The following is a 22,126-nucleotide window of genomic DNA, read 5'->3' on the forward strand; positions in this document are numbered from 1 at the left end:
GAAAGACCAATGTCGAGAGTCCTCGCGCGGCTCGGCGCGGTTGCGGTGGCCGCGTGCCTGCTGTTCACCACCTGGTCGGCGGCGACACCGAAGCAGGCGGCCGCGCTCGACCCGACAGTCGGCTACCTGATGGCGCACTTCACCGGCGAGTCGTCCACCGCCCAGCAGATCTACCTCGCCCACAGCACCGACGGCCTGCGCTGGACCGATCTCAACAGCGGTGGGTTGGTCCTGCGGTCCACTGTCGGCACCCGTGGCGTCCGCGATCCCGCCCTGGTCCGCTCACCGGCCGGTGACCGGTACTGGATCATCGCGACGGACCTGTGCATCGGCTGCGGCCAGGACTGGTCGGCCGCGATCAACAACGGCAGCCGCAACCTCGTCGTGTGGGAGTCCACCGACCTGGTCAACTGGTCCGCGCCGTGGCTGCTGAACGTGGCCGGCGCGATTCCGGACGGACGCAACGCCTGGGCGCCGGAGGCGATCTGGAACCCGGAGACCGGCGACTACGTCCTCTACTGGGCCACGAACGTCCCGCTCAACGGGGCGACCAAGCACCGCATCTACTCCGCGCGCACCACGAACTTCCGCAGCATCACCACGCCGCAGGTCTACATCAACCGACCCGGCAGCCAGGAGATCATCGACACCCAGATCGTCGAGGTGCCCACCGGCGTCGGCGCCTACCGGTACGTCCGGGCCTCCCGGGACGGCCAGATCGCCATCGAGGGCAGCAACTCCATCCTCGGCACCTGGACGAGCCTCGGGAACCTGTCCGGCATCGGGCTGACCGGCGCCCAGGTCGAGGGCCCGATGTGGATGAAGTACAACAACCGCAACGAGTGGGTCCTCTACCTCGACCAGTACTCCAGCGGGCGCGGCTACCTGCCGGTGCTGACCACCAACCCGTCCAGTGCGAGCAGTTACCGGCTGCCGGCGTCCGGCTCGTACGCCATGGGTGGCACCAAGAAGCGGCACGGAACGATCCTCAACCTGACCGCCGCCGAACAGGACCGCGTGCTCGCCCGCTGGCCCGTCACCGCCGTCAACCGGATCCAGTCGTACAACTTCCAGGACCGGTACGTACGGCACTACGACTACGACGTCCGCATCGACCCGAACGTCAGCCCCGCCCAGGACGGTCAGTGGCGGATCGTGCCCGGCCTGGCCGGCTCCGGCACGGTCTCCATCCAGTCGGTCAACTACCCGGGCTACTACCTGCGCCACTACGGGTTCGACTTCCGACTGGAAGCCAACGACGGCACCGCCACCTTCGCCGCCGACGCCACCTTCCGGCGGGTCGCGGGTCTGGCCGACTCGTCCTGGACGTCGTTCCAGTCCTACAGCCACCCGGACCGGTACATCCGGCACTACGCCTACCTGCTCCGGCTCGACCAGATCCCCGACGCGCAGAGCCGTGCCGACGCGACCTTCCGCGTGACCAGCTAACCCCCCAAGATGTCGAGCCCGCAGAGGCACGATCTAGTGATTGGACAACGCATGGAACGGATCAGCCGGTCGTTGCGCCGGACGTTGATCGCCCTGGTGGCCGCCGTGACGGCGATGGTCGGCGGCGTGGTCGTCGTCGCGTCGTCGCCCGCCGTCGCCGCCACCAGCCAGTTCCGAGGCATGAACTGGGCCATGTTGGGTGACAACTTCAAGACCAGCCCGCTCGTCGTGCAGGGCCTGAGCATGTCCGACAGCAACGCGACGGTGCGGGCCAAGGCCAACGCCATCTACGACGACATGGCGTCCACCATGGGCATCAACACCGTCCGGCTGCCCATCAACACCCACACGGTGGGTACTGCCTGGTGGGAGGCCTACCGAGGCGCCATCGACGCCGCCACCGCCCGCGGCTTCAAGGTCATCCTCGCGTACTGGGAGGACGCTGCCGCCTCCGGCGGCAGGATCACGAATCTCGCCGCGTGGAACACGATGTGGTCCACGGTGACCAACACGTACGGCTCGAACACGAACGTCTACTTCGAGCCGATGAACGAGCCGCACGGTTACAGCTCGACCGAGTGGCGCAACGTCGCCGCGAACTGGCTCAGCTACCACACCTCCGCGGTGCCCGGCCGGGTGCTGATCGGCGGCACCGGCTTCAGCCAGGACCTGCGCGACATCTGCAACGACAGCCGCTTCAACTCGACGCTGCTGTCCTTCCACTACTACACCTTCTTCTACGGCGCGATGACCTACGACGGCTTCCGCAGCCACATCCGGGAACGCCTCGGCAACTGCGCCTCCCGCGCCGTCGCCACCGAGTTCGGTGGCCCCATGAACGACGGTCGCAACTACGCCGACGCGGGCAGCACCGACAACTTCGTGCGCTACATCCGGGCCATGGCCCAGGTCATGCGCGACAACCAGATGGGCGGCACCTACTGGCCCGCCCTCGGCGGCAAGACCGGCACCATCGGCTACGACTGGTACTCGATGTTCGCTCTCACCGGCAGCGGCACGGACCTCAACCTGACCGTCCGCAACACCTCCGGCGCGGACCGGATCCGGTACGGGTGGGGCGACACCATCGGCGGCGGCGACCCGACGACGCCTCCGCCGTCGACGGGAACGTTCTACCGGCTCGACGTGCGGCACAGCGGCAAGGCCATGAACGTCCAGTCACCGAACACCGACAACGGCGCGCGCGTCGCCCAGTACACCTACGGCGGAAACGCCTGGCAGCAGTGGCAGTTCCAGGACGCCGGCAGCGGCTACTGGCGCATCGTCAGCCGACACAGCGGCAAGTGCCTCGATGTGGTGAGCGCGTCGACCGCCGACGGTGCCGAACTCGTCCAGTACACCTGCGGCAGCGGCACCAACCAGCAGTTCCAGATGGTCACCAACGGCAACTACTTCCAGCTCCGGGCCCGTCACAGCAACAAGTGCGTGGACGTACCCGCCGCGTCGACCGCGGACGGCGTGGTCCTCAAGCAGTACACCTGCAACACCGGCACCAACCAGCAGTGGTCGCGCACGGCCGTCTGAGGTAGCAACACATCGACGGTACGGCCCGTACGCCTCGACACCGAGACGTACGGGCCGCCTTCACTGTGTGATCCGGAAGCTGGCCAAGGTCGGCTTTGCCGGCAAACACGAGTACGGTTTCGATGTCCGACAAGCACGGGTATCGGCGGACCGTGGGAGGGAGCGAGGGTGGCGCAGCGGAGAGCACTTGTGGTTCGGGGCGGGTGGGAGGGGCACCAGCCGGTCGAGGCGACCGAGTTGTTCATCCCCTTCCTCGACCGTAGCGGCTATGCCGTACGGGTCGAGGAGTCGACGGAGATCTACGCCGATGCCGCCGAGATGGCCGCCACCGACCTCGTCGTGCAGTGCATGACGATGGCGCAGATCACCTCGGCCGAGGCGGCGGGCCTGAGCGCGGCGGTCAGCGCCGGTACGGGTTTCACCGGGTGGCACGGCGGCATTGTGGACTCGTTCCGCGCGTCCTCGGAATACCTGCACCTGGTGGGCGGTCAGTTCGCGACCCATCCGGGCAAGGAGCCGTGCGAGCGTCACGGTGGCCCGGAGGACAACTTCCTGCCGCACACGGTGCGCGTCACCGACCTCGGCCGGGAGCACCCGATCACCGCGGGTGTCGAGGACTTCGACCTGGTCACCGAACAGTACTGGGTGCTGCACGACGACCTGATCGACGTCCTGGCCGTCACCACCCACCCCACGCAGGCGTGGCACCCGTGGCACCGGCCGGTCACCTCACCGGCGATCTGGACCCGGCGCTGGGGTGCCGGACGCGTCGTCGTGACGACCCCGGGGCACAGCGTGGACGTACTGGAGCACGCGAGCGTGCGTACCGTCATCGAGAGGGGGATGGTGTGGGCGACCCGCACGGCGTCGGCGTCGTAGGTCTCGGGGTCATCTCCCGCGCCTACCTGGACACCCTCGCCAACCACCCCGCGGTGCGGATCGCCGCACTCGCCGACCTCGACGCCTCCCGGTCGGCCGCGGTCGCCGCCACGATCCCCGGCGCCGAGGCGATGAGCGTCGAACGCCTGCTCGCCCACCCGGACGTGCAGACGGTGCTCAACCTCACGATCCCCGCGGCGCACGCCGACATCTCGCTGGGCGCGGTCGACGCCGGCAAGAACGTCTACGTCGAGAAGCCGCTCGCCGTGACGTTCCCGGACGGCCGCTCGGTCCTCGACCGGGCCGCGACGACCGGCGTACGCGTCGGGTGCGCGCCGGACACCGTCCTGGGCACGGGCACGCAGACGGCGCGGGCAGCGATCGACGGCGGGCTCATCGGACGCCCGATGTCCGCGTCGGCGGTCATGGTCACCGCGGGGCACGAGCGCTGGCATCCCCACCCCGACTTCTACTACGCCCCGGGCGGCGGCCCGTTGCTGGACATGGGGCCGTACTACATCTCGGCGCTCGTCCACCTGCTCGGACCGGTTCGCGCGGTGATCGGCGCCGCCAGCCGCCTGCGACCCGAGCGCGTCATCGGCTCGGGTCCGCGTACCGGCCAGCGGATCCCGGTGGAGGTGGACACCCACGTGACGGGCGTGCTCGAACACGCGAACGGCGCCCTCTCCACGATCACCACGAGCTTCGACGGGGTCGCGACGACCGCCGCGCCGATCGAGGTACGAGGGGAGACCGGCACACTCGCCGTACCCGACCCGAACTACTTCGACGGAGAGGTCCGCGTCCTCGCGCTCGGCGACAGCGACTGGCGCGCCCTCCCACCGCAGGCCGGCTACGCCGAGGCGTCCCGGGGCATCGGGCTGATCGATCTGGTCACCGCCGACGGGCACCGTCCGGCGCGGGCCGGCGGCGACGTCGCGCTGCACGTGCTGGAGACGATGACCGCCCTGCTCCGGTCGGCGGCCGAGGGCCAGCGGATCGAGCTGACGACCGTGGTGCGGCGGCCCGTAGCGGTTCCGCTCACGCCGGCTGAGGAGTGGCGTGCTCAATACTCAGGACAGCTGAGTACCCGCCATCAGGTGGCCGGCTCGACCGACAAATAGTGTTGCCGCGTGGTGACATTCCTGCGTCGGTGGACCCTGCGGGCGACAAGCTTCGCCCTGACCTGGCTCTACACCCTCTACCGGATCCATCCGGCGGTGTGGCGGCTCACGGCCCGTCAGTACCGTCCCTCCCTGGGGCGCTTCGCCCGGCTGCACGCCTGGATGACCTGCCAGTTCGCCGCGATCGACGTGCCCGCGTACGGCGACTTCCTCCGCCGCCACAACTGGCGGTTCCGCTGGTTCGACCTGTCGTCGTACCCGCCCACCGACAAGCGGTCGTACGTGCAGGCGTACCCGGAGGCGCAGCGTTGTCGGCACGGGGAGATCGAGATCGCCGGCAGCGTTGTCGACGAGTCGTCGGGCTCGTCCGGCCAGCCGTTCAACTGGGTCCGCAGCCGCCGCGAGCTGCGCTCGGTGCACAAGAACCTGGCCGGTTACGCGACGATGGTGTTCCCGTCGAAGCGGCGGTTCGTCATCAACGCGTACTCGATGGGCGCCTGGGCAACCGGCACCAACACCGGCATCGCCATGTCGAAGATCGCGATGGTCAAGAACACCGGGCCCGACCTGCGGAAGATCGTCGACACCCTGTTGTACTTCGGCCCCGGTTTCGACTACATCGTCACCGCCTACCCGCCGTTCCTGAAGCACCTACGCGACAAGCTCGACGCCGAGGACTTCCCCTGGGCCGACTACCGCATCAGCGGACTCGTCGGCGGTGAGGGGATGACCGAGGCGCTGCGCGACTATCTGCAGGAGCGCTTCGTCAAGGTGCGTTCCGGCTACGGGGCCAGCGATCTCACCATCGGTATGGCGGGGGAGAGCGACTTCAGCGTCTGGGTCCGCCGACGGCTGCGTACCGACGTCGCGCTGCGGACCGCCCTGCTCGGCGTCGACGAGCACCGGCTGCCGATGGTCTTCCAGTACAACCCGCTGGAGACGTACCTGGAGACCACAGCGGACCACGAGGTGCTCTGCACGATCAACTCGACGGCGGTGCTCAATCCCCGGGTCCGCTACAACATCGGCGACGAGGGCCGGCTGATCTCGTACCCGGATGTCCTGGCCGCGATCGCCGACCCCGCGGCGCGGGCCGCCGCGGACCGCGCCTGGCAGGTCGACCGGATGCGTCTGCCACTGCTGTTCCTGTACGGCCGCAAGGACAGCACGATCTCGTACATGGGCGCCAACATCTACCCGCAGGACGTCGAGTACGGCCTCTATGCCGGCAATCCCCAGGCGCACCTGCTACAGAGCTTCTGCCTAGCGGTGACCGAGCAGGCCGACCTGGAGAGCCGGCCGGTCGTCAACCTGCAACTCCGCGAGGGACTGACGCTCGACCCGGTGCAGCGGCGAGCCCTCACCGACACCTGCCGCGCGGGAGTGTTGCGCCACCTCGCCGAGGTCAGCCGGGACTTCGCCGAGTCCCTCGCCGAGGACCCGTCCGCGGCGGACCTGCGCGTGGAGGTCCACGAGTACGGCACCGGCCCGTTCGCCGGCGCGGCGTCCACGATCAAGAACGTCTACCTGGTGAAGGGCGTGCCGGCATGAGGACCACGGACTTCTCCGCCGCGCCCGCCGTGGGCCAGGCGACAGCAATGTTCGTCGGCGCCACCCGTTACCGGGGGCCGCGCTCGATCCTCACGCTCACCCGGATCTGGTTCCGGATGGTCCGGCAGATGAAGCGAATGAACGGATACCGGTGGCACACCGTCTATTACCAGTTCCCGTTCACGCTCGGCACCATCGCCTTCTTCAGTGACCGTGACGCGCTCCTGACGTTCGCCCGCAGCCGCCATCACCGTGACCTCATGTGCTGGGTGACCGATCACGGCACGAAGAACGCGACAGGCGGCTACATCCGCCTCTACAACGCCGAGCCCGAGGGCTACAGCAACGGCATCTGGCGCGCCGAGGGAGACGGCATGGCACACATACCGACCTTCACCCCGCTCTCGCGGGAGACGTCCGGCCCGCCGGTGCACCGCACATGAGACTGGACCCCGTGCGGTCGCGGGCCGACCTGCGGGCCTTCGTCGACTTTCCGCTCCGGCTCCACCCGACCGACAGGTACGTGCCCCTGGTGTCATCGGTCATCGCGGCCCACCGCGACGCGGCCGAGCTGTTCGTGGTCCGCGACCGACGCGGCGAGGTCGTCGGACGCACCAGCATGCACCGCAGTGCGCCCTTCGATGCCAAGGTCGGCCCGCGGCAGTTGTTCGGGCACACCGAGTTCGTCGACGACGACGACGTCTTCGCCGCCATCATGGACGCGGTCGAGACCCGGGCCGACGGGCGACAACTGTTCGGGCCGGTGGCCCTGCTGCCCAACCAGACCGGCGGGGTGATCACCTCCGGCTTCGCCGACCGCGGCTTCGTGGACTCGGCGTGGAACCCCGCCTACTACCCGGACATGTACGAGCGGCACGGCTTCCACCGTCGCTTCGAGGCCGACACCTGGCTTGTCGACCTGGACGGCACGGCCACGGGTGCGTCGCCGGCCGTCGACCCTGACTGTGGATTCGCCTTCGACGATGCCCGGATCGGCAGCGAACAGCTCGTCGTCCGGCACGGCTCCCGGCGGCACCTGCGCAGCCAACTGCCGATCCTGCGTCGGATGCTCAACGCGAGCTTCGCGCAGTTGGGCTACTACACCGACATCTCCGCCGAACAGTTGGCGGAGCAGACCGACGGCCTGGCGTTCCTGCTCGACGAGGGGCTGCTCCTCTGGCTGGAGAAGGCCGGCCGACCCGTCGCGTTCGTCGTCACCGTGCCGGACATCTCCGCATACCTCATGAAGGTCGGCGGTCGGCTCGGTGTCCTCAACCAGCTCCGGCTTCTCGCCACCCGTGGCCGGTACCGGCGGGACGCGGTCCTCATCATCAAGGGCACAGTTCCCGACGAGCAGGGCAACGGGTATCTGACCCTGCTGTCCCGGGAGTTGCACCGCAACCTCGCCCGCAGCGGCTACCGGACGCTGCGCAGCACCTTCGTCGAGCGGACGAACGTCGCCTCCGCCGCCCAGTACCGGCGCGCGGGTGGGCGGCCACTGCACGGGTACACCTTCTACGAACGAGGAGCCAGGTGAGCTGGGTCGAGCGGTTGCGGGCCACCGAGGCGATCTGCCGCCGGGCGCCGAGCGCACACAACACGCAGCCGTGGCGACCGGAGTACCACGCCGACGAGATCACCATCGACGTCGATCCGGCCCGCAGCCTGCCCGACTCCGACCCGACCGGGCGCGACCTGGCCCTCGGCATCGGTGCGTTCGTCGAGACCTGCCTCATCGTCTCCGCCGAACTCGGCCTCACCGTCACCGTGGCGCCCGGTCCACGACTGGTCCCCGCGGCACATCGGTACGCGACTCCGTTCACGATCGCCGACATCGAGGCCCGCCGGGTCGCCCGTGGTCCATACGCACCCGGGTCCGTCGACGACGCCGTCCTCGCCGATCTCGAGCCGGGTCTCGCACACGTCCCGACCCGGGATCTCGTCTCGGACCTGGTCGTCGCCGACCGGTGGATGTTCGGCACACCCGCCGTCGCGGTCGAGTTGCGGGACTGGCTGCGCCTGAGCCCACGCCATCCTCGCTATCACCTCGACGGACTCACCGACCGGGCGCTCAGCCTGTCCCGGACCGAAGCGCGGGTCCTGTCCGCCGCGCTGCGCGCGTACCCGGTCACCCGCCGGCTGGGCCTGCCGGCGCTGTTGGCCGCCAGCGGACGCGGCCTGTTGCGCTACGACGGCAGCGTCCTGGTCCTCCTCGCCGCCGCCGACGAGGACCGGATCAGCGCGGGGCGACGTCTGCTGCGTACGTGGCTGGCTCTCGCCCGACACGGCCTGGCGGTCCATCCGCTCAGCCAGCTCATCGACTGCCCCGCGACCGCCGCTCGGCTCGCCGAGCGGGTCGCCGGCCAGCCGCTCGCGGTGTTTCGGGTCGGTCGACCCCTCGTCGCCCCGGTCCGGTCGGCCCGACGCGGCGAGTAGCCGTCGACCCGGCCGGAACAGCCCGCCGCCGGACCGTGGTCCGCGACGGGCGAGCGGCCCTGATTCTTCACCTTCACGTCACCTCTCGAACCCTCGGGTGACGTGTCGGTGTCCGCCCACTCCAGTTGGCTGTCAGCCGTCGCACATACCCTGACCAGGAGCTGATTCGAGTGCCTTCCTCCCGTCGTACCTTCCTCGCGGGCGGCGCCGCCGCCGGCGTGGGCCTTGCCGTCGCCGGTGGGCTGCCGTCCCTCGCTCAGGCCAGCCCGAGCCGGCCGCACCCGCCGGTCTTGGGCGGTCCCGTGCCCTTCCCGCCGCTCGTGGACGACCCCAAGGGGATCCTGGCCCTGCCGGAGGGCTTCAGCTACACGGTGGTGACCCGGACCGGCGTCACCCGACTCGATCGTGGCCAGGGCGTGACGCCGTCGGACCACGACGGCATGGCCGTCTACGACGCCGGCCAGGGCCGTTACACCCTGATCCAGAACCACGAGATCGACCCGGGCGCCGAGTTCGGCGTACCGCACGTCAAGGGCACGGTGTACGACGCGGGCGCCGTCGACGCCGGCGGCTGCACCGTGATCAGGACGGACCGCGCGGGCCGCAACCTGGGTGAGTTCGTCGCCCTCTCCGGCACCATCTCCAACTGTGCCGGCGGACCGACCCCCTGGGGCACCTGGCTCACCTGCGAGGAGACCGAGGACCGGGCCGGCGACGAGTGGGAGGAGGGCGGCCGGTCCGGCGTCTACCAGAAGGACCACGGGTACGTCTTCGAGGTCTGGTCGGACGGCAGCGCGGACCCGAAGCCGATCAAGTGTCTGGGCCGCTACTCCCACGAGGCCCTGGCGGTCGACAGGGACCGCACCCACATCTACCTCTCCGAGGACGCCGACGAGCCCAACGGTCTGTTCTACCGGTGGTCGGCGCCCCGCGGCGTCAAGCTCGGCCCGGGCGTGCTCACCCGCCTCGCGCCGAACGCGGGCGTCCTCGCCGCCATGCAGATCATCATGGACGACGGTTCGGTGCTGCCGGACGTCGCCTACCTGACCTCCGCCCAGTTGGGCCGCCCCTTCCCCGTACGGTGGATCGAGGTGCCGGACCGCGACGCGCGGCACACGTCCGTGCGCGAGCAGTTCGCCGACGGTCAGGTCACCCGGGGACGCAAGTTCGAGGGCGTGTGGAGCACCGACGAGGGTGTGTACGTGGTCAACTCCTACGCCTGGGACGAGGGTGACCTGCCGGCCGACGCCGCGCCGCACGACGGCATGGTCTGGTTCTACAACTTCAAGGCCCAGACCATCCAGTTGGTGACGTACTTCCCGCACCAGACGGCCTCGGAGGAGGGCACGCCGGTCAAGTACAACGACCTCACCTTCGACGGCCCGGACAACGTGTCGGTCACCCCGTGGGGCAGTCTGGTGCTCGCCGAGGACGGCACCGGGGCCTCGCACGTGCTCAGCACGACACCGGGTGGGCCGACGTACGCGATCGCCCGCAACCAGCTCAACGACTCGGAGTTCTGCGGGCCGACCTTCACCGCCGACGGCCGGGTCCTCTTCGTCAACATGCAGGACCCGGGCCTCACCCTGGCCATCACCGGCCGGTGGGAGAAGTACCTGGGCTGACGACGTCAGGCCGGCAGGGGAGCGGGGGGTCCCGCCGGTGCGGCTCCGGGTCGGCCTTCGGTGGTCGACCCGGAGCCGCGCGGTGGAGCCTCAGCCGACCGGGACCAGCCGCCAGTTGTTCCTGGTGCTGCCGTTGTCGGTGTACTGGACGGCCTGGGTGCCCCAGGTGCTGGAGCCGTTGAGGATGGCGAGCACCTTGCCGCTGTTGACGTTGCGGATCCGGTAGGAGCCGTCGCTGTTGGCCACAAGCGTCCAGCGGTGGTCGGCGGTGCCGTTGTCGCTCCACTGCATGACGCGGGCGTTGTCGGCGGTGGACATGTTCTCGACGCCGAGGACCTTGCCGCTGTTGACGTTGCGGAACCGGAACGCGGTGCCGTCGGTGACCCGCACCCAGTTGTGGTCGGCGGTGCCGGTGTCGCCCCACACCACGGCCAGGCCGCCGTCGGCCGTGGACATGTTCTGTACGCCGAGGACCACACCGGTGTCGACGTTCACCAGCTTGTAGGTGTCTCCCACCGGGGTCGTGCCGCCGCTCACGGTGGTCACGAACGTCATCACGCTGCGGGCGGGAAGCGTGACGGTGAGCGAGCCGTTCGACATGGTGAGCGCGCTCTGGGGCGCGACGGTCCTGCTGGCGTCGGTCAGCCAGTTCGAGACACTGCCGGACGCGGTGGTGTTGGACAGGGTGAACTGCTGGCTCACCGCCGAGGTGTTCTTGTTGACGGCGACGATCACGACGGTGTTGCCGCCCCGGTACGCCGAGACGTAGACGTTCGACGCCGGGTTCGCGGTCGCGTCGATCCGCTGGTATCCGGGGCGGACGAACCTGGAGAAGTGCGCCATCATGGCCCCGCGCTTGCTGATCTGGCCGTCCTCGCGCATCGGGCCGTAGCTGCGCCGGAGATACCACCAGACGTACGCCTGGAACTCGGCGTCGACCATGGCGCGGTGGATGTGCTCGCCCACGTCGAGCGCCTCGGGCCACGCGTCGCCGGAGTTGGTGTTGCTGTTGGGGTAGTAGACCTCGGTCATCCAGAGCTCTTTGCCCGCGCCCTTCTGCTTGAACAGGGGGTAGGCGAAGTTCGAGTACGAGGTGCCGTAGAGGTGCGCGCCGATGATGTCCACGTTGGCCAGCGCCGTGGCGTCGTTGAGGATCGGGTCCGACACCGACTTCACGTACTGGAAGGACTCCGGCGCGATGACCCTGGTGCTGATCGAGCCGGCGTTCTCCCGCAGGAACCGGACCATCTCGGTGGTGGTCCACCACGTCCACTCGGCCGCGTAGTCGGGCTCGTTCTGCACCGATATGCCGTACAGGTTCACCCCGTTGTTGCGCATGTGCGTGGTGAAGTTGTTCAGGTGCGTGGCGTAGGCGGCGTACGAGCTGTACCGCAGGCGCCGGGCGTTGGTCTGGCTGCCACGGGTGAACGTCTCGATCATGCTGGCCGGGGGGTTCCACGGCGAGGCGAAGACCGTCGCTCCGAGCGCGACCGCGCGTTGCGCCGTCGCCAGATCGGCGCTCCAGTCCGCCTGGTTCTCGTTGACGGGGATCCTCAGCAGGGAGAACCCCAACTGACCCTGGCCGGTGCCGAAGGCCGTGTCCCGCTGGGCGGCCGTCAGGTCGCCGATCCAGGCGGCGTGGGCCATGGCGCCGAAGCCTCGGATCGTCTGCCGGGTCGCGGACGGATTGATGCTGGCCGCTGCGGCCGAGGCCGGCGAGGCCCCCGCGACCGCGGCGACCGCCGCGACCGGTACGGCCCCCATCGTCGTCAGGACGGTTCTCCGGCTCAGCAATTTCCGCTCGCCGCTCACCGGCTCGTTCTGCTCGTGCGTCATGTCTCGTCCTCCTGGCTGGTGGTGGTACGCGCCGTCGCGGTCCCATCGGCCCGGTCGGGCACCGGTCTGTCGCGTCGCCACCGGGGGTGACGGGGAACCCGGTGGCGATGACGTGTCGATTACGATCGAGTGACGTGACTGTTAACGTTAACAATCACGGAAGTCTAAGTTCTGTTTTCACCAGGGGTCAAGAACATGCAGCTCAGTGAGCGGATGGCCACCCTGCGTGTCACATCGAATGATGACGCCGGCCAGGCTGGCGGGCGACCGCGTGGGCGCAGCGGCCCTGACTATTGTCATTGCCCACCCGTGCGCCTCGCATCGAACATGGTGACTACGTGCACTGGGTTCCACCACGTCCCGTCGATGAGACTCGATGCAACGCCGGCACATCAGCCGGGCCGAGTCGAAGGGACGGCGGGACAGTGGACGAACGTTACGACAGCTACTGCGCCGCGGATCCGCTGTTCTACGACTCGCTCGGCAGCGCCGTCGCGCAGCCCGTCTTCCCGGCCGCCGAACGGCCGCTGCCCACCGGCTGGCGCCGCGAGCCGCTCGACGACTGGCTGATCTACGCCCCCGACGGCGGCTCGCTGCCGCAGCAGGGCTGGAAGATCCACGTCTCGGCGGGTCTGGCGAACGCCGAGCGGGTGCTGGACACCGTCTGGGACTACTGCGTCCCCCGCGGCCTGTCCTTCAAGTTCCTGCGCGGGCCCCGCACCCTGCTGCTGCGCAACTCCAAGTACGCCGCCCGGGCCGCCAGTGGCAAGTTCATCACGGTCTACCCCAGCGACGACGCCGAGCTGGAACTGACCTGCAAGGAACTCGACGAACTGCTCACCGGCGAGACCGGGCCGTACATCCTCAGTGACCTCCGCTACGGCAACGGCCCGGTCCACGTGCGCTACGGCGGCTTCGCCGCCCGCTACTGCCACTCGCCAGACGGTCAGGTGGTGCCGGCGATCGAGGACGAGTCCGGCACGCTGGTGCCGGACCGCCGGGAGCCGGTCTTCCACGTACCGTCCTGGATCACCCTGCCCGACTTCCTCGGCCCGCACCTGGCCGCCCGCAGCGGCACCAGCACCGACCAGGTGCCGTACCGGATCGAGCGGGTGATCCACTTCTCCAACGGCGGTGGGCTGTACGTGGGCCGGGACCTGCGCACCGACACCGAGGTGGTGTTGAAGGAGGCCCGGCCGCACGCCGGCCTGGACGCCGACGGCACCGACGCCGTCGCCCGGCTGGCCCGCGAGGCGGAAGCCCTGCGGCAACTCGCCGACCTGCCGCAGGTGCCACGGGTGCACGACGAGTTCGTCCTGGGCGAGCACCGGTTCCTCGCGCTCGAGTTCATCGAGGGTCGAGCGCTGAACAAGGTGCTCGTGGACAGGTACCCCCTCATCGACGCCGACGCGACCGACGACGACCGGGCGGCGTACGCCCACTGGGCCCGGCAGACCTACGAGCAGGTCGAATCCCTCGTCGAGGCCATCCACGAACGCGGCCTGGTCTACGGGGACCTGCACCTGTTCAACATCATGATCCGGCCGGACGACCGGGTCGCCCTCGTCGACTTCGAGGTGGCCGCCCCGATCGCCGGGCACCGCCGACCCGGACTGCGCAACCAGGGCTTCGCGGCCCCGCGGGACCGGACCGGGCCGGCTGTCGACAGGTACGCCCTGGCGTGCCTGCGGTTGGCGCTGTTCCTGCCGCTCACCCAGTTGGTCCGGCTCGCGCCGGCGAAGGTGACGCACCTGGCCGACATCATCGCCGCGAGCTTCCCGGTGCCGAGGTCCTTCCTCGACCCCGCGGTCGAGGAGATCACCGGCAGCCCCCGGGCCGCCACGGACCCGGGCGGCGCCCTGCGCGCCGACGACTGGCCCGCCACGCGGGACCGACTGGTCACCGCGATCCGGGCCAGCGCCACTCCCGAGCGCGACGACCGACTCTTCCCCGGTGACATCGAACAGTTCCGCAGCGGCGGCCTGAACCTCGCCCACGGGGCGGCGGGAGTGCTGTACGCGCTCGACCGGAGCGGCGCCGGGCGGTCGCCCGAGCACGAGGACTGGCTGGTGCGGCGAGCGACAGCGCCGCCGTCCGGCACCCGGTGCGGCTTCTACGACGGGCTGCACGGCGTCGCGTACGCGCTCGATCACCTCGGCCGGCGGCAGGACGCGCTCGACGTTCTCGACATCTGCCTCCGTGAACCCCTGGACGGGCTCGACCACAGCCTGGCCAGCGGACTGTCCGGGATCGCGCTCAACCTGGCCGAGCTGGCCGCGCGTACCGGGGAGGTGTCGTTGCACGACGCCGCGTGGCGGGTCGCCGAGCAGGTGATCGCGCACCTGGCCGACGACCCGGGGCCGGACGTCAGCGGCGGACGTAACCCGTACGCCGGGCTGCTGCGCGGCCGGACCGGACCGGCGCTGATGCTAATGCGGCTCTACGAGCTCAGCGGTGACGACGAGCTGCTGGAGCACGCCGCCACGGCTCTGCGCCAGGATCTGCGCAGGTGTGTGCTGCGCCCGGACGGCGCCCTGGAGGTCAACGAGGGCTGGCGGACCATGCCGTACCTGGCGCACGGCAGCGTCGGTATCGGGCTGGTCCTCGACCAGTACCTGCGGCACCGCGCCGACGAACGGTTCGCCGAGGCGAGCGCGGGAATCCGCCGCGCGGCGCGGTCACCGTTCTACGCGCAGTCCGGGCTCTTCGCCGGCCGGGCCGGCATCATCGCCTACCTCGCCGCCTCGACCGACGACGCCGACCGCCGGGAACTCGGCGCGCAGCTGGATCGGCTGACCTGGCACGCGCTGCCGTACCGGGAGGGAACCGCGTTCCCCGGTGAGCAGTTGCTACGCCTCTCCATGGACTTCGGCACCGGCACGGCCGGCGTGCTCTTCGCGCTGGCCTGCGCACAGCACGACCGGCGGCCGGTGCTGCCCTTTCTCGCGCCGCTGCCGGGCGCGCAGAGACTCCCCCGCAACAGCGGGGGCGACCTGATCGGCGAACAGAAGGAAGGGAGGTGAACGACATGGCGCTTCTGGACCTCCAGGGCCTGGAGATGGCTCCGGCCGACCGTACGGGTGGCGGTAGCCGGGCGAGCCTGCTGCTCTGCGGCGACAGCTCGCTCTCCGTCACGACCTGCAACTGATCCGCCGCACAAGCGCAGCCCTGGGTGGGCAGACGTGCCCACCCAGGGCAACCGCGTACCACCGGGAGGGCCGATGCCGACGTTCGCCTCGGGGGATCGACTGCTCCGGCGGACGGCCCGGGCCGGCGGCGGCTGGACCGGCGCGCTCGCGGCGGTCGCGCTGCTCGGCGCGGCCGCCGAACTGGTGCTACCCGCGGTCCTCGGCCGCGCCGTCGACGCCGCCCTCGGCGGGGGCCCCGGCTGGTGGGCGGTGACCGCCGGTGGCCTGGTCGTCGTCCTCATCGCCGTCGACACCCTCACGGACCTGGCCAGCGGATTCGGCGCGGCACGCGCCACCGCCGGGCTACGCCGGCACCTGCTGCGGCACGTGTTCGCGTTGGACGTCCGCGCCACCCGCCGCCACCCGGTGGGTGATCTCGTCGGCCGGTTGGTCGGCCAGGCCGCCGACGCGGGGCAGGCCGGCAACGCCCTTGTGCTGGCCGTCGTGGCGGTGCTTCCCCCGCTCGGCAGCGTCGTCGCGCTCGCCATTCTGGAACCGGCCCTCGGGATCACCCTGCTCGCCGGTCTCGTGCTGCTCGCCGTCCTCATGCGCGCCTTCGTGACCGACGCCTCGGCCGCGACCGCCGGCTACCAACAGGCCCTCGGCACCATGGCCGGCCGACTGCTGGAGTCGCTGGGCGGTGCCCGGACCATCGCGGCAGCCGCCACCACCCGCCGCGAGGAGGACCGGGTGCTCGCGGCCCTGCCGGAGCTGGGCCGGCACGGCCGGCGCGGTTGGGACCTGCTGGCTCGGGCCGGTGCGCGTACCTCCGCCGTGGCGCCGCTGCTGCACCTGAGCGTCGTCGCGGTCGGCGGGTACGCCCTGACCGCCGGCTGGCTCACCCCGGGTGAACTGGTCGCCGCCGTCCGGTACGCGGCCATGGGCGCCGGGCTCGGTGGAGTGCTCGCCACCCTGAACCACCTGGTGCGCAGCCGTGCGGGGGCACACCGGGTCGCGGAGCTGCTGCGACAGCCGGTCGCGCCGGCCGGCGACCGGCCCCTCCCACCCGGCGGCGGCACCCTGCGACTGCGCGGGGTGCGCGTGTACGCCGACGACGGCCGACCCATCCTGGACGGCATCGACCTGGACGTGCCGGCCGGCGCGACGGTGGCAGTCGTCGGAGCGTCAGGCGCCGGCAAGTCGACACTGGCCGCCGTGGCGGGACGGCTGCACGACCCCGACGACGGCGAGGTGCGGCTCGACGGGGTGCCGCTGCGCGACCTCGACCTGTCGGCGCTGCGCCGAGCCGTCGGCTACGCCTTCGACCGGCCGGTGCTCGTCGGCGCGACAGTCCACGACGCGATCGGGTTGGCGCTGCCCGCCGACTCGGCGCTGCCGCCCGACCGGAGCCCGGCCACACCGGCGGTCCGCCAGGCGGCCCACCTCGCCGCGGTCGCCGACGTGATCGACAGGCTGCCCGACGGGTACCGCACCCCGCTCGTGGACGCGCCGCTCTCCGGAGGCGAGGCCCAACGCCTCGGCCTGGCCCGAGCGTTCGCCGCCGAGCGACTACTCATCCTGGACGACGCGACGTCCAGCCTGGACACCGCCACCGAACACCGGATCACCCAGGCGGTGACCGGGTGGGTCGGCTCGCGTACCCGACTGGTGGTCACCCACCGGCCGGCGGTGGCCGCGGCGGCCGACCTCGTCGCCTGGCTGGACGGCGGTCGGCTGCGCGGACTGGCGCCGCACCGGCGGCTCTGGGCCGACCCGGACTACCGGGCTGTCTTCCAGCCGGCCGGCGGTGGCTCGTGAGCCGACCCGGCGTACGGCGGGTGACCTGGCGGGCGCTGCGGGCCCGCCGGCGCGATCTGGCCGGGCTCTGCGGCTGGTCGCTCGTCGAGGCGCTGCCCGCCCTGCTCGCCGGCCTCCTGGTCGCCCGCGCCATCGACGAGGGTTTCCTGGCCGGACGCCTCCTCGACGGCCTGGCGTGGTTGGCGGTCCTCGCCGTGGCCGTGCTTGTCGGCGCGGCGGCGACCGGTCGGACGTACCGGTGCCTCGGCGCCGTGGTCGAGCCGTTCCGCGACGAGGTGGCCGCCCAGGTGGTCCGGGGATCGTTGCGCGACGCCACCCGGGCGGGTGGTCGCCCGGACAGCGCCGCCGTGACCCGGCTGACCCACCAGATGGAAATCGTCCGCGACACCTTCGCCGGTCTGCTGATGGTGACCCGCGGCTTCGTCTTCTCCGCCGGCGCGGCCCTGCTCGGCCTCCTCGCCCTGGCGCCGGTGGTCGCGGTGCTGGCCGCCGCGCCAATGGTCGCCGGCCTGGCCGTGTTCCTCGCCGCGCTGCCGGCGATGGCCGCGCACCAGCGCGCGTACGTCCGCGCTGGCGAGCAACTCGGCCAGTCGGCCGCGACGGCGCTCGCCGGTCACCGCGACGTGCTGGCCTGTGGTGCCCAGGCACGCGTCACGGCCGACGTGGAACGCCTGGTGTCGGCGCAGGCCGCCGCCGAACGCACCCTCGCCCGGATGGCCGCGATCCGCAGCCTCAGCCTCGGCATCGGCGGCTGGTTGCCGCTCGTGGTGCTGCTGGCGGCTGCTCCGTGGCTGGTCGAGCGGGGGTTGACCGCGGGCGCGGTGGTGGGCGCGCTGATCTACGTCTCCACCGGGCTGCAACCCGCCCTGCACACCCTCGTGCAGGGCCTCGGCGGTGGCGGGCTGCGGTACGTGGTCACCCTGGAGAACATCCTGCGCGCCGGTCCGGTCTCCGCCGGCCCCCGTCGGTCCGGCCCCGCCACCCCGCCACCCCGCCCGTCGTCAAGCCCGGTCGGCCGCTCGCCGGCCGTCGAGGTCCGGGGGCTGACCTTCGGCTACGGCCCGCGCGCCCGGCCCGTCCTGCGGAACTTCTCGCTGACGGTGGCCGACGGGGAGCACCTCGCCGTGGTGGGACCGAGCGGCGTCGGCAAGTCCACACTGGCCGCCCTGATGGCGGGGCTGGTGCCGCCGCAGACCGGCACTGTCCACCTGGCCGGCGCGCCGGTCACCGATGCCGAGCCGGAGATGCTGGCCGGCATGCGGGTGCTGGTGCCCCAGGAGGCGTACGTCTTCACCGGCAGTCTCGCCGACAACCTCCGCTACCTGCGGCCGGACGTCGACGACCGGACGCTGGAGGTCGCCCTCGACGCCCTCGGCGCGGGCCCGCTGGCGACCCGCCTCGGCGGGCTCGGCGGGCCGGTCGCGCCGGCCGTGCTCTCCGCCGGGGAACGGCAGCTCATCGCGGCGGTCCGGGCCTGGCTGGCACCCGCCCCGCTGGTGATCCTCGACGAGGCGACCGGACACCTGGACCCGGCGCTGGAGGTGACAGTCGAGGGTGCCTTCGCCCGGCGGCCCGGCAGCCTCGTGGTGATCGCGCACCGGATCAGTTCCGCGCTGCGAGCCGATCAGGTGCTGGTCCTCGACGGCGACGAGCCCGTGCTCGGGACGCACCGGGAGCTGCTGGCTCGCTCGGCCACCTACCGGGCGCTCGTCGGCTGCTGGGACGACCAGGTGCTGCCGCCCCGGACGGCACCGGCGCGGCGAGGCTGAAGCTCAAGCCGACCGCGCCGGTCAGATCCAGCCCGCCTCGCCGGCCATCCGCACGGCCTCCACCCGGGTACGCGCGCCCACCTTGCTGGCGATCCGACCGAGATGGTTACGGACGGTGCCACGGGTGAGCCCGAGCGACGCGGCCACCTCCGCGACCGGCGCCCCCGCCGCCGTCAGCTTCAACACCTCGGTCTCGCGGCTGGTCAGCGGGCCGTCCGAGCGCAACGCCGCGACGACGAGATCAGCATCGACCACCGGCTCCCGGCGGGCGAGCCGGCGGATCCCGTCGATGACCCGCTGCGGGGCGGCGTCGCTGCGCAGGATGCCGACCGTCCGGGTCGGGCAGAACATGCCGCGCAACCGCCGGGCCCGCTGTGGGTGGGCGAGCACCAGGACGGGGCACCGGCCGAGTCGGCTCGGCTCGACCGCCTCGACGACGTCGAGGTCGGCCACCACCACGTCGGGGCGCTGGGCGCGGACGGCCGCGGAGACCGCGTCGCCGCGGTCGACCTCCGCCACGACATGGATGTCGTCCTCGGCGGCGAGGACGAACGACAGCGCGCCCAGCACCAGGGCACCGTCCAAGGCGAGCAGGGTACGGATCACGATGAACCTTCCCGCACTCCGATAGCGATCACTCAACGTCAATATTCAAACACGCATCCGGTGGGTCCGCACGGCGAGGGGGCGGGCCCGGACCTCTCCGCCGGACCCGCCCGCACCGCTACAACCAGCCGTTACACCGCGCGCGCCACACCGCCTCCAACCGGTTGCGCGCGCCCGTCTTGCGCAGGATCACCGACAGGTGGTTGCGCACCGTCCCGTGTGCCAGGTAGAGGCGGGCGGCGATCTCCTTCAGGGGCAGCCCCTCGGCGGCCATCCGCAGCACGTCCATCTCCCGAGGTGTCAACGGGATCTCCGGTGGGCTCAGCACCGCCACCGCCGCGGCCGGGTCGATCGCCCGTTCCCCGGCCGCCAGCGCACGGATCGCCCGTACCAGCTCCGCCAAGGAGCTGTCCTTACCGACCAGGCCGCGCGCGCCAGCCGCCAGCGCCGCCTCCACAAGCGTCGGGCTCCACCGGGGGCTCATCGCCAGCACGGCGGTGTGCGGCACATCGGCGCAGATCCGCGCCACCACCTCCACCGGGTCGGGCAGCTCCGGCGTCAGCGCCAGCACCACCACCTGGGGCTGGCACCGCCGGACCACAGTCAACAGTTCGCCGACGCCGTCGACGTCGGCCACCACCTTCATGTCCTCCTCACCTGACAGCGCGGCGCAGAGCGCACCGCGCAGCAAACCCATGTCCTCGGCGACGACAACGTGGATCACCACGTTTCTCCGATCTCAGGTACGCGTCACACCGGCCACCGATCCCGGAACATCCACGGGTTGGTCAGGGCGGTCGTGCGCGACGGACGGATAGGCATGGCCCGGGGCACCGTCACGGCGGACGGGCGCGGGCACTGGTCGACCAGACCGGCGGGTGCGATGGCCGTGTCGGTCAGCCACCCGGGGTCGGTCGACCCGCCTCAGCCGGGGCGGGCGATCGGAGCGGGAGCGCGGCTCGCGACGAGAAGCGGCACGAGGTCGCGGAATTGCCAAGCGCGAAGGTGAACCTGCCGGTCGTCAGCCTGGACGAGTCCCGGCCCGGGTGGCGATCCGTCGTCGGCGCCGGCGGCGTCCTGGTCGGCGGGCGTGACGGGTCGGCCCGGAAGGCCGGCCTGGGCGGTCACCGGATCCGGGCGCGCGGCGGGATGTCCCGTCGAGGCCCTGGCGCACGTGGGCCCGACGACGGACAGCCACGGCGGCGCGGCTGTCGCCGCCGCCGCTGTGTGTACCGGGGCCAACGCCGGTTCCGCCGGTGCCGCTGATGGCGTCGGTACCGTCGGCGCGGGTGTCGGGTCGGCCAGCGGCACGGCGGCCGGCACGAGCGCTGGGGGAGTGGGCGGTGCAGGTGCCGCCGGAACGACCACCGCGTGGATGGCGGGCGTCGGAACGGCGCCGGTGACCTGGCGCAGCGCCCCGACCACAGGCCGGATGGGCAGTGCGCTCACGATGTCGACGACGTGCGGTAGTGGGACGCTCGCGATGTCGACGACGTGCGGCAGCGAGGCGTTCACGGTGTCGATGATGTGCGGTAGTGGGGCGCTCGCGGTGTCGACGACGTGTGGCAGTGGGGCGCTCACGATGTCCGCGACGTGCGGTAGCGGGGCGCTCGCGACGTGCGGTAGCGGCGCGGTGATCAGGTCTGCCACGGGCGTACCGGCCGGTCTGGGCATCGCGGGCCGGCCGGGCGCGGCGCCGGCCGGCTGGCGTGCCGGATCAGCGGGTGGCCGCGACGCCTGAACGCGGCGAGCTGGGCGATGAGCCGCGCGGGTTGCGGAGGCTGGCCGGAGGGTTTCGCGCGCCGCCGCGCCGGAGGTGTCGACCCGGGGCAGCGGCACGGACACCGGCGAGGCGCCCGCCGACCGAGGCGATCTCGGCGCGGGAGTCGCGGCGCCGGGGGCGACGACGCCACCGACGGCCCTGGTCAGCGGGGCGTCGGGGTTACCGGCGTGGCGGTGGTCGGCACCCGTGGGCCGCTGGCGGTCACGGTCGGGGCGTGCCGCCTCCGTGAGGCGCGTGACCGGCTCGACCAGGCCGCCGATCTCCAGCTGGGGCTCGACGCCGGAGCCGCTGCGCATCCCGTCGGCGGCGGCCGGCCCCTGGAACAGGGCGGCCAGGAGGAAGCCGGCCCCGACGGCAGCCGCGAACAGCGCCATCCGGCGGACGAGCCTGCGCAGTCGGTCGGCCGCAGGCGGCACGGACGGGCTTGGCGCGGACGTCGGTGCGGTTCCGTTGACGGGACTTCGCACGCGGCCACGACCCCCTTCCCTCTGGATTGCTGACCCATAGTAGCGACGCACTCACGTATCCGCATCCGCTGATTGGTGGTTCCGCGCCGTGCCCTGCCTCGGCGCCGAGC

General features: G+C 71.6%; 17 protein-coding genes. 13 read left to right on the forward strand and 4 right to left on the reverse strand.

Annotated elements, in window-relative coordinates:
• Positions 1-9 precede the first annotated feature (9 nt).
• From ACLQ29_RS22040 to ACLQ29_RS22080, 9 genes are all read left to right on the forward strand, one after another.
• Positions 10-1,449, forward strand: coding sequence for a glycoside hydrolase family 43 protein (locus ACLQ29_RS22040; RefSeq protein WP_425773383.1), 1,440 nt, complete (start codon positions 10-12; stop codon positions 1,447-1,449).
• 51 nt (positions 1,450-1,500) lie between these two features.
• Positions 1,501-2,994: an RICIN domain-containing protein gene (locus tag ACLQ29_RS22045; protein WP_425773384.1), complete on the forward strand. Its 1,494-nt coding sequence runs from the start codon at positions 1,501-1,503 to the stop codon at positions 2,992-2,994.
• Between the two features lie 168 nt (positions 2,995-3,162).
• Entirely contained in the window at positions 3,163-3,873 is a 711-nt protein-coding gene (locus tag ACLQ29_RS22050; RefSeq protein WP_425758572.1) for a ThuA domain-containing protein, read from the forward strand.
• The gene (locus ACLQ29_RS22055; RefSeq protein WP_425773385.1) at positions 3,843-4,997 is read left to right on the forward strand and encodes a Gfo/Idh/MocA family protein; all 1,155 of its coding nucleotides are present in this window, start codon (positions 3,843-3,845) and stop codon (positions 4,995-4,997) included. Before ACLQ29_RS22050 ends, ACLQ29_RS22055 begins: the two co-directional genes overlap by 31 nt.
• Before the next feature lie 9 nt (positions 4,998-5,006).
• Positions 5,007-6,548: a phenylacetate--CoA ligase family protein gene (locus ACLQ29_RS22060; protein WP_425773386.1), complete on the forward strand. Its 1,542-nt coding sequence runs from the start codon at positions 5,007-5,009 to the stop codon at positions 6,546-6,548.
• Positions 6,545-6,991: a DUF4188 domain-containing protein gene (locus ACLQ29_RS22065; RefSeq protein WP_425773387.1), complete on the forward strand. Its 447-nt coding sequence runs from the start codon at positions 6,545-6,547 to the stop codon at positions 6,989-6,991. Before ACLQ29_RS22060 ends, ACLQ29_RS22065 begins: the two co-directional genes overlap by 4 nt.
• Positions 6,988-8,085 carry a hypothetical protein gene (locus tag ACLQ29_RS22070; RefSeq protein ID WP_425773388.1) on the forward strand — a complete coding sequence of 366 codons (1,098 nt, stop codon included), beginning with the start codon at positions 6,988-6,990 and terminating at the stop codon, positions 8,083-8,085. The genes ACLQ29_RS22065 and ACLQ29_RS22070 overlap by 4 nt, the downstream gene beginning before the upstream one ends.
• Positions 8,082-8,984: a hypothetical protein gene (locus ACLQ29_RS22075; protein WP_425773389.1), complete on the forward strand. Its 903-nt coding sequence runs from the start codon at positions 8,082-8,084 to the stop codon at positions 8,982-8,984. Before ACLQ29_RS22070 ends, ACLQ29_RS22075 begins: the two co-directional genes overlap by 4 nt.
• Before the next feature lie 170 nt (positions 8,985-9,154).
• On the forward strand, positions 9,155-10,609 hold the full coding sequence (locus tag ACLQ29_RS22080; protein WP_425773390.1) for an alkaline phosphatase PhoX: 1,455 nt from the start codon (positions 9,155-9,157) through the stop codon (positions 10,607-10,609).
• A gap of 90 nt (positions 10,610-10,699) precedes the next feature.
• Here the strand turns inward: ACLQ29_RS22080 and ACLQ29_RS22085 are convergent, their stop codons facing one another.
• The gene (locus ACLQ29_RS22085) at positions 10,700-12,445 is read right to left on the reverse strand and encodes an RICIN domain-containing protein (protein ID WP_425773391.1); all 1,746 of its coding nucleotides are present in this window, start codon (positions 12,443-12,445) and stop codon (positions 10,700-10,702) included.
• A 425-nt stretch (positions 12,446-12,870) separates the two neighbouring features.
• On the opposite strand from ACLQ29_RS22085, the gene lanKC reads away from it, so the two are divergent.
• The 4 genes from lanKC to ACLQ29_RS22105 all read left to right on the forward strand — a co-directional run bounded on the left by lanKC (position 12,871) and on the right by ACLQ29_RS22105 (position 19,160).
• On the forward strand, positions 12,871-15,468 hold the full coding sequence (lanKC, locus tag ACLQ29_RS22090) for a class III lanthionine synthetase LanKC (RefSeq protein ID WP_425773392.1): 2,598 nt from the start codon (positions 12,871-12,873) through the stop codon (positions 15,466-15,468).
• Between the two features lie 5 nt (positions 15,469-15,473).
• The gene (locus tag ACLQ29_RS22095; protein ID WP_013734295.1) at positions 15,474-15,593 is read left to right on the forward strand and encodes a SapB/AmfS family lanthipeptide; all 120 of its coding nucleotides are present in this window, start codon (positions 15,474-15,476) and stop codon (positions 15,591-15,593) included.
• 73 nt (positions 15,594-15,666) lie between these two features.
• Positions 15,667-17,391, forward strand: a complete 1,725-nt coding sequence (locus tag ACLQ29_RS22100; protein ID WP_425773393.1) for an ABC transporter ATP-binding protein — start codon at positions 15,667-15,669, stop codon at positions 17,389-17,391.
• Positions 17,388-19,160 carry an ATP-binding cassette domain-containing protein gene (locus ACLQ29_RS22105; RefSeq protein WP_425773394.1) on the forward strand — a complete coding sequence of 591 codons (1,773 nt, stop codon included), beginning with the start codon at positions 17,388-17,390 and terminating at the stop codon, positions 19,158-19,160. The genes ACLQ29_RS22100 and ACLQ29_RS22105 overlap by 4 nt, the downstream gene beginning before the upstream one ends.
• Positions 19,161-19,181: 21 nt before the next feature.
• Here the strand turns inward: ACLQ29_RS22105 and ACLQ29_RS22110 are convergent, their stop codons facing one another.
• The 3 genes from ACLQ29_RS22110 to ACLQ29_RS22120 all read right to left on the reverse strand — a co-directional run bounded on the left by ACLQ29_RS22110 (position 19,182) and on the right by ACLQ29_RS22120 (position 21,923).
• Positions 19,182-19,766 (reverse strand): response regulator transcription factor, encoded by a 585-nt coding sequence (locus ACLQ29_RS22110; protein ID WP_425773395.1) that lies wholly within the window; start codon positions 19,764-19,766, stop codon positions 19,182-19,184.
• Between the two features lie 118 nt (positions 19,767-19,884).
• Positions 19,885-20,490, reverse strand: coding sequence for a response regulator transcription factor (locus tag ACLQ29_RS22115; protein WP_425773396.1), 606 nt, complete (start codon positions 20,488-20,490; stop codon positions 19,885-19,887).
• A gap of 200 nt (positions 20,491-20,690) precedes the next feature.
• A complete protein-coding gene (locus ACLQ29_RS22120) occupies positions 20,691-21,923 on the reverse strand; it encodes a hypothetical protein (RefSeq protein ID WP_425773397.1) in 1,233 nt (410 codons plus the stop codon).
• Between the last annotated feature and the right edge of the window lie 203 nt (positions 21,924-22,126).

Origin of the sequence: Micromonospora sp. DT228 (genome assembly GCF_049841595.1) — a bacterium.
Lineage (GTDB): Bacteria > Actinomycetota > Actinomycetes > Mycobacteriales > Micromonosporaceae > Micromonospora.